The organism is Paenibacillus sp. GYB004 (genome assembly GCF_036577605.1).
GTDB lineage: Bacteria > Bacillota > Bacilli > Paenibacillales > NBRC-103111 > Paenibacillus_AB > Paenibacillus_AB oceani.
On record NZ_JARBDB010000043.1, the window covers coordinates 57,248 to 64,553 of the forward strand.

10 protein-coding genes are annotated in these 7,306 nt (G+C 41.8%); 1 reads left to right on the plus strand and 9 read right to left on the minus strand.

Features of this window, described 5'->3' with window-relative positions:
• Positions 1 to 16: 16 nt before the first annotated feature.
• The 9 genes from PV433_RS18570 to PV433_RS18610 form a co-directional block, all read right to left on the minus strand.
• On the minus strand, positions 17 to 1,429 hold the full coding sequence (locus PV433_RS18570) for an arsenic transporter (protein ID WP_332073555.1): 1,413 nt from the start codon (positions 1,427 to 1,429) through the stop codon (positions 17 to 19).
• Positions 1,430 to 1,444: 15 nt separating this feature from the next.
• Positions 1,445 to 1,768 (minus strand): ArsR/SmtB family transcription factor, encoded by a 324-nt coding sequence (locus PV433_RS18575; protein ID WP_332073556.1) that lies wholly within the window; start codon positions 1,766 to 1,768, stop codon positions 1,445 to 1,447.
• 14 nt (positions 1,769 to 1,782) lie between these two features.
• Positions 1,783 to 2,214, minus strand: coding sequence for an arsenate reductase ArsC (locus tag PV433_RS18580; protein WP_332073557.1), 432 nt, complete (start codon positions 2,212 to 2,214; stop codon positions 1,783 to 1,785).
• A gap of 253 nt (positions 2,215 to 2,467) precedes the next feature.
• Positions 2,468 to 2,533 (minus strand): hypothetical protein, encoded by a 66-nt coding sequence (locus tag PV433_RS18585; RefSeq protein ID WP_332073564.1) that lies wholly within the window; start codon positions 2,531 to 2,533, stop codon positions 2,468 to 2,470.
• Positions 2,511 to 2,708, minus strand: a complete 198-nt coding sequence (locus PV433_RS18590) for a hypothetical protein (protein ID WP_332073565.1) — start codon at positions 2,706 to 2,708, stop codon at positions 2,511 to 2,513. The genes PV433_RS18585 and PV433_RS18590 overlap by 23 nt, the downstream gene beginning before the upstream one ends.
• Before the next feature lie 198 nt (positions 2,709 to 2,906).
• Positions 2,907 to 3,188, minus strand: a complete 282-nt coding sequence (locus PV433_RS18595; RefSeq protein WP_332073558.1) for a four-helix bundle copper-binding protein — start codon at positions 3,186 to 3,188, stop codon at positions 2,907 to 2,909.
• 721 nt (positions 3,189 to 3,909) lie between these two features.
• Positions 3,910 to 4,167 (minus strand): hypothetical protein, encoded by a 258-nt coding sequence (locus PV433_RS18600; RefSeq protein ID WP_332073559.1) that lies wholly within the window; start codon positions 4,165 to 4,167, stop codon positions 3,910 to 3,912.
• 110 nt (positions 4,168 to 4,277) lie between these two features.
• Positions 4,278 to 5,135, minus strand: coding sequence for a M56 family metallopeptidase (locus PV433_RS18605; RefSeq protein ID WP_332073560.1), 858 nt, complete (start codon positions 5,133 to 5,135; stop codon positions 4,278 to 4,280).
• Between the two features lie 3 nt (positions 5,136 to 5,138).
• Entirely contained in the window at positions 5,139 to 5,567 is a 429-nt protein-coding gene (locus PV433_RS18610; protein ID WP_332073561.1) for a BlaI/MecI/CopY family transcriptional regulator, read from the minus strand.
• 484 nt (positions 5,568 to 6,051) lie between these two features.
• Here PV433_RS18610 and PV433_RS18615 point away from each other — a divergent pair, with 484 nt between their 5' ends.
• Positions 6,052 to 6,564, plus strand: coding sequence for a C40 family peptidase (locus PV433_RS18615; protein WP_332073562.1), 513 nt, complete (start codon positions 6,052 to 6,054; stop codon positions 6,562 to 6,564).
• The last annotated feature ends 742 nt before the right edge of the window (positions 6,565 to 7,306 follow it).

Sequence of the window (7,306 nt, forward strand, 5' to 3'; positions counted from 1 at the left end):
CTTTGATTTCAATTCGTTAATCGCCTTGATGAACTCTTTTCGCTTGTTTACTTCCCATAAATGTCTTCATGATCATGGCAACTACCACTAGGACGACCACGATCACCGCGATACATAACCATACATTCACCTGTAGCGTCTGGAGAACATAAAGCCATACATAAAGACCGGTGAGCGTAATGAACAACGTGGGAACGGTTAACAGGATGCCGACTTTAAAATAATAGCCCCATCTGATTTTCACGTTTTTCGTGGATAGTACATGCAGCCAAAGCAGCGTCGCCAGGGAGCCGATTGGCGTAATTTTCGGTCCTAAGTCCGAACCGATCACATTCGCATAGATCAGCGCCTCACGAATAAACCCATCGGTTTGCGTGCCTTGGATGGCGAGCGCATCGATCATGACCGTGGGCATGTTGTTCATAATGGACGACAGGATGGCTGCAATAAAGCCCATGCCTACGGTAGCCACAAATAACCCTTGGTCTGCGACCGCTTGAATGACGCTGCCTAGTGCATCCGTAAGTCCGGCATTGCGCAAGCCATACACGACCACATACATGCCGATAGAGAAGATCACGACAGCCCAGGGAGCGCCTTTTACCAGTTTCCAAGTATGAATCGCAGGGCTTTTTCTCGCCGCGAACAAAAAGGCAATCGCTGCAACCCCGGCAATAATGGATACAGGGATCGAGAAAAATTCGCTGATGAAATACGCCACAAGCAGCGCGGCTAAAATGACCCAGGATAACTTAAACAGCCGCATATCCTTGATGGCTTCCTTCGGCTTTTTCAATTGCGTAAGATTGTAAGTGTTCGGGATACTCTTCCGGAAATACAGATACAGCACAATGAGGCTCGCAATGACGGAAAAGAAATTCGGAACAATCATGCGGCTCGCGTATTCCGCAAAACCGATGTTAAAATAATCCGCAGATACGATATTAACCAAGTTGCTGACGACAAGTGGCAAGGAAGCCGTATCCGCAATGAACCCACTGGCCATAATAAACGGCAGGATCATCTTTTCATCAAACTTAAGTGCCCGGACCATGGCGAGTACAATCGGGGTAATAATCAAGGCCCCGCCATCATTGGCAAACAAGGCGGCAACCGCCGATCCCAGCAGGATGATAAAGACAAACATGAGCAGGCCGTTTCCACGTGCCAGCCGCGCCATATGCAATGCAGCCCACTCAAAAAATCCGATTTCATCCAGCACCAGTGAGATTAAAATAATGGCCACAAACGCCAAGGTGGCGTTCCACACGATGCCGGTTACGGTGCCGACGTCCGCGAAGCTGACCACGCCAAATAGCAAAGCAAGGATCGCTCCGGCACTTGCCGACCAGCCGATATTTAATCCTTTCGGTTGCCAATTGACAAAAAGCAACGTTACCAAGAAAATGAAAATCGCTACATAAACCATATGCTTCCTCCTGAACTACGTACAGCAATCATTGGTTTCGCAAACGGCAGGCTCAATCAGCGCCCCTTGCGAAGGAATTTCTTTTAGAATATCCAAAATATAAGGCTTGTCTTCCAGGCAGAGCGAATAATACACCCATTGCCCCCTGCGCGACTCTTTGACCAGGCCCCCGTCCCGCAGCTTGCGCATATGCTGACTGATGTTGGGCTGGCTCGTTTTCAAAATGTCCACGATCTCGCACACGCACAGTTCCTTCACCTGCAACAAGGCTACGATAGTAAGCCTGTTCCGATCCCCCAATAGCTTCAAGGTATCCGCTACTTCTTCTAGTTTGCTCAACTGCTTCACTCCTTTTAAGCGACGGGAATGTCCATCCCTTTTAGCAACCCAATCACTTTCTCCCGAATTTCGTCACGCGCTCTCTTCACGTCTTCCAGGGTACCGCCATCTACAGCCAACGGGTCGGGGATGTTCCACTCCACGTTCATGATCTTGAACGGTACGATGGGACAGCGCTCCATAATTTGTTCGCACAGCTTGACGATGGCATTCGACGCTAGAAAAAATTTCATATCAATTTTTTTGCAAACATGCTGGGAAAGATCGATACCTACCTCGCGCATAGCTTCAACGGTGTAAGGATGCACTTCTTTCGATGGTTCTAATCCGGCACTCTCCACCACCACATGGTCCCCGCCATAAAACTTGGCAAAAGCTTCGGCCATCTGACTTCGGCACCGATTTTGCCCGCAAAGGAAAAAAATCCGCGTAACATCCCGTTTCATTCTCCCACACTCCCCTACCCGTTGTAAATAGCCATATAATTATTTGCTTATTTATAGTTTGATCTTACATGTCGAATGTTATCGCAGTATTAACATTAAAAAAGAAAAAAGCAGCTTCCGGTGAAGGAGCTACTGATTGCTGTTTGGATTGACTGCCTTCTTACTGCACCAGTTTGAAACGATTCCTCGATTTCTTTATTCAGCAACAAGTTCAATCAGATACAACAATTCATCTATGTACAGACATTTTTATTTACTTCAAATCAACGATAGTTTTTCTCATTCGACTATATTCTTCATCGCTCAATTCGCCCTTCACATAACGTTCTTTTAATATCATCAAAGGGCGATCCACAACTCGACTCTTCATCATCAATGATCGAATGACAACATAAACCGTTGCCCCAAGTAACGATAAAGATCAGCGCCCCGATTCCCATCATCATGCACATCATGATCATCATAGAACTATCCATCATCATGCCATCCATCATTGTAAATATACCTCCTACTCTTTAAGATTTGAACATCCTTAAACATTTATTCGATCAAGCGGCTCTTCCTCTAATAATGTTGTTAGTATTAGCCTACTTTTCTTCATTTACAAACTTATTGGAGCAAGAATGGTTTATATGTAAAGCAGCCTATGCCCCCGTGTTTTTGGAGGATAGGCTGCTTTCGTATCGATGTAATTATCTCGCCATAGAGCGGCAAGTTTTTGCACAGGAGAAACAGGCATCGGCACAGCACTGACAGTGCTCATGTTCATGTTTCTTACACTCATTCCCGCAAGCTTCACAAATATCGGCGCAAATCCTGCAAAGCTCTTTCGCATAAAGACTGTTACGGGACATCGCTTGTGCAGCGAAAGCACAAATGTCGGCGCACTCTTGATCAAGCCGAATACATTCTTTCATCATCGCTAGGTGCTCTTCATTCAAACAAGCGTCATAACAGTGATTGCATGCCAGCATACACTTTAATCATTCATCGATGCAATGTTGAAATTGCTCATGTGACATGAGTTTTGCCCTCCATTCCAAAGGGATCGCTTCCCGTCAAGGCGACAAGTTTCGGAACGGTATGGATCTGAACAATGTCGTCTGCACGTGACTTAGCCATTTTCGGGATAAACGGCTTTTGAATGTTTAGTTCCTCGAACAATTTCAGGTTGCCTGCAAAGTATTGATGGCCACCGATCTCCGCGCTAACACCTTTTGTAATGGAGACTCATCCGACTGCGACCGCCTCAAATTGGATTCGTGTACCTCAAGCCGTGCGTTTGCCGTAAGCTTCTTTCAGATTCTGCCTCGCGACAGACACCCTTGCTTTTGGCTAATAGTAGGCGCTTGCCAGCCCCCATTCCGAACTTTCACCGTAGAGATGACGCCCATGCTGGGCGTACATTAAAACAAAAAGCCATGATTCATGGCCTTTTTGGTTTGATACTTAACTCAAAAAGATTATGTCTGCATCGAAATCCATCATTTATAAAATCCTCAGAGTGGGAAATGAGTTTCATACTCGTTATAACCTATCCGCCTAATTATTTTGGCTAATTATTATGATTTTATGTGTAATTAATTAGAGACTTATTCTTGGATATGCGCTAATAAGTCCGGTCACCATATGGCGTGTTAATATCCCTTCACTAGTTCAATATTCACAGTTTTATGATACGATAAAATGCAGTCCTTACGACTGGATGCTTGGCCCACCTTCCTTCTCGTAGCCATCTAAAATAAGCGTATCCAAGAAGTCGTTGTCCGAAATTAAACATAAGTTCCCCGAAAAGGTTGACTCACCGCCAAACCCGTTTTTCACCTTGCCTACAGACATTTGATTTTTGTTATGAGAATCCCAGCCTGGCGAAGCATTTTCGCCAACAAAGATTGCAGCGTTTATTCTCTGGGAATTCACATAAATTCCATTAAAGATAATTGCCCCAGGCATACTCTCTCCTCCTGATTAAGTGTAAATAAATAAAATGTATTCGTTACTTAAGCGTCCTATTCTTGTGCATTTAAATAACACCTCTTTTTCTCATGAAAAAGGGGTATGCCTTATGCACACCCACCCATCACAATACTGCTTAAAACAAAAATGACAAACAGAGAAAGTAAAACAGGTTTGGTCTGCAAAAAAGGAACATGAATCGACTTTTCTGGCTCGAGTACCTGCTGAATGCGGTAGTTGATTGTGCTATTGGCAAAATAAACTCCAGTAGCATAATTACGAACTTTATTTAAATTTGAAAGCCGTAATAAAACATTGGCCAAATCATAAACCGAATCCATTTTCTTTATAACAAAACGATCCGCTAAAAGCTCGCTCCATGTTTTATAATATCGTACCGACGCTCGAATTATGGGGATATAGCCCATGCCATCCGAGATCACAGTCGTTATGAAAATCTTTAAAGGATCATAGTTACGGTAGTGGTGCCATTCATGAAGCAAAATCGATTTCGTTTCCTGTTCCGAAAACATGCCGAGCAGCCCACTAGAAACAATTATTTTAGGACGCAACATTCCTATTGTTAAAGCTATAAATGAATCATCCTGAACAACTAAAAATCTGGTGTTCCAATTCCGGTATTTAGAGTTGAGTATTTTGGTTAACTTGGTATTTTCCTTAGCGTGAAAAATTCGGTTCCACTTGCATGACATATAAATTTGTTTGGCAATTCGAAAGAAAATCCTAGCTAGTGTATACATAATCAATACATTGAACATGATTTTCGTGATGTCATGTCCGACTGTTTGCTCGTTAAGTCCAGATAAACAATATTGAAACAAGTTCCATTTCAATTGTACGTTTAAAAGTTGGTGTGCAATAAATAGCCCCATCTCTAATAACATAAATGTACTGAAAAAAAGTAACAAGGTAAACACTAAATGCGACTTTACTGTCGGTTTCATTGTTTATTCCCTGCTTTTCATTGAATTTAATTTATGTTGAAGCTTTTCGAGTAAGTCAGGATCCGTGTTATCTAAGGCATCTATCATATGACTGACAACAAGATCACCAAATTCTTGAATTAACCCTTGGGTTACAACTTTCGTCTGCTCCATTAAAAACTGTTCTTTTGACTGAACAGAAGTATAAATTGAGTTTCTCGAACGTCCTTTACCTGTGATCGTTTTCTTTAAATGCCCCTTTTCCAACAAACGATTCATAACAGTCATGACAGCATTAAATGAAATCGGGCTATCCTGGTTTATAATTGTCTGCACATCTTTAATACTCATCCCATCGGATAACCATAAGATGTTCATAATTTTGGCTTCGAGAGGACCAAAAAATCGATTCAACCCTTCTTCATTTATATTGATTTTTTTTACATTAACCATTTTTCCCCCACCTTAACACTACGAGTTGTAGTATAACAAATGATATATTTCGATAAAGTTTTATCTTTGTTTCAACGGTATAGTGCCATTTTACAACTTTTTTTTAGAAGAATAAACTTTAAAATTATTGGAATGGTACTTTGATCAGTTGAGATTACTAAGCAACATTGTGAACGATCAGTTCTAAGGTCCTGCTCTCCCAATACCACATAAAGAATTCCAAGCTATGTTGTTCAGAGTGACGGACGGTTGACATATTACCGTTTCGGACGTAGGTCCATTTCGATAAGCTAAATAAATTACCCTATTGTTAATAGAAAATCAACATAAATCCTTCGAATATTTCTAATCGTATTTTAATAATCGGTTTGAAACCAGTACCAGTACTACCTTCTACTGGCTATATGTAAATGTTGGTTTTATAGAACCTGTTATACTAAAACACAGGTGGCCAACCTAATTCAGTCAACACGAGGAGGATGTTATGATTAGATTGAATTCCAAATGGATGAAAACTTTTGCTGGTGTCAGTCTTGCTACGGCTTTTGCTATTTCCGGTAATATTTTTATATCTCCTAACACAGCTAAAGCAGAGACAAGTGTTACTGTTTCTGCATCCAAGGCGGATAAAATCATTTCCACAGGGAAAAAGTTTCTGGGCACTCCTTATCAATTTGGAGCAAAAGCAGGTCGTACAGATGTGTTCGACTGTTCTTCCTTTACTCAATACGTTTATAAGCAATATGGGATCGACCTCCCACGCAGCAGCAGGCAGCAAATAAAGTCAGGCACCTATGTTCCTAAAAGTAAATTGCGTAAAGGCGATCTGGTCTTCTTTTCAACACCGAAAACAGGCCCAGGAAAAGTAGGTCATGTTGCTATATATATGGGCAATGGAAAACTGCTACACACGTATAGAAAAGGAATTGGCGTAACCATCGGGGATATGGCTGGCTATTGGGATTCTCGTTATATTACTGCAAGACGTGTTCTGTAAAGGCAATAGTGATAACTTTTTTTGGACCAATACACTACATTTCGTAGTCTTAAAAGTTGCGCCTTTATCCTGGCGCAACTTTATTCTTTATTCTGTATATTTTCAAGTTAAAAGGCAAAGGAATTCCGTAACAAGAAAATGGTGTGACTGAAATTGAAAGAAAGATTAATGATTCTATGGCATTACATACCCCCCAGAGACAGGAAGCAGCTCACGCAACTACGTTGCACACGGAATAAACTCCCATAGAAATTGTAACTATTCACTTGTTATACTTTTTATACTAGTGGTAAAAAAGTACAACTCGATGATATACTACATAATGTAGTGTTTTATTTTAAGCTTTAAGGAGTGTCGTTGATGTTCAAAAAAAACTACGACTGACCAATTAACGAACAATATTTAGTTTCAATCTCTTGTAGATACTTTTGTGGGTTGCGTCGGAAGCGTCGACGCTTCGTTGTCTCTTCCAAACGATGAGACCATCGAACTCGTTCTTCCCGAAAAGTTTGGTAGCTGACGCTTTGAAGACGTTCTAGGAGGTCTTTCTGACGGAGGGCGTCATCAACGAACACGACAAACTCGCCGGAGCGAATAATGTATTCGTTCCAGCTTCTTAATCCTGTCATTCGTCGGTGACGAGTTTTCGTCTTTCTGAAAAATCGTTCATGATCGTTGTTGGTGCGAGGAAGGTGTGGGTGGTCATAGCAGGTAAAGAGCCCTTTCCAAAAGCCCTTTGTGT

What these genes read in the sequence shown, in the direction of transcription:
- PV433_RS18570 (WP_332073555.1), bottom strand. Translation starts at nt 1,429, where the DNA reads ATGGTTTATGTAGCGATTTTCATTTTCTTGGTAACGTTGCTTTTTGTC.
- PV433_RS18580 (WP_332073557.1), bottom strand. Translation starts at nt 2,214, where the DNA reads ATGAAACGGGATGTTACGCGGATTTTTTTCCTTTGCGGGCAAAATCGG.
- PV433_RS18590 (WP_332073565.1), bottom strand. Translation starts at nt 2,708, where the DNA reads ATGATGGATGGCATGATGATGGATAGTTCTATGATGATCATGATGTGC.
- PV433_RS18595 (WP_332073558.1), bottom strand. Translation starts at nt 3,188, where the DNA reads ATGCTGGCATGCAATCACTGTTATGACGCTTGTTTGAATGAAGAGCAC.
- PV433_RS18600 (WP_332073559.1), bottom strand. Translation starts at nt 4,167, where the DNA reads ATGCCTGGGGCAATTATCTTTAATGGAATTTATGTGAATTCCCAGAGA.
- PV433_RS18605 (WP_332073560.1), bottom strand. Translation starts at nt 5,135, where the DNA reads ATGAAACCGACAGTAAAGTCGCATTTAGTGTTTACCTTGTTACTTTTT.
- PV433_RS18610 (WP_332073561.1), bottom strand. Translation starts at nt 5,567, where the DNA reads ATGGTTAATGTAAAAAAAATCAATATAAATGAAGAAGGGTTGAATCGA.
- PV433_RS18615 (WP_332073562.1), top strand. Translation starts at nt 6,052, where the DNA reads ATGATTAGATTGAATTCCAAATGGATGAAAACTTTTGCTGGTGTCAGT.